Below are 208 nucleotides of genomic sequence, written 5' to 3'. Positions count from 1 at the left end.
CTTTCACAGCTATCCGTGTTGGGTTTTTCATAAACTTGCTGGCAAGAGATTCCATCCGCTTTGGCATTGTTGCTGAAAAAAGCAATGTTTGCCGTGTTTCTTGAGGTGTCTCCGCCAAAATCGTTTCAATGTCCTCGATAAAACCCATGTTCAACATTTCGTCCGCCTCATCCAATACGACCGTCTCAATCGATTCAAGGCGTATTGT

At 44.2% G+C, this 208-nt stretch carries 1 protein-coding gene; it reads right to left on the bottom strand.

The window, feature by feature from the left end; genetic code table 11:
• Positions 1 to 208, bottom strand: a 208-nt coding sequence (locus tag CHH91_RS19960) for a DEAD/DEAH box helicase (protein WP_141234297.1), incomplete at both ends; no start/stop codon positions are given.

The organism is Virgibacillus sp. 7505 (genome assembly GCF_002272135.1).
In the GTDB taxonomy this organism is placed as follows: domain Bacteria; phylum Bacillota; class Bacilli; order Bacillales; family Amphibacillaceae; genus Terribacillus.
This window is presented reverse-complemented; position numbering and strand designations above follow the sequence as displayed.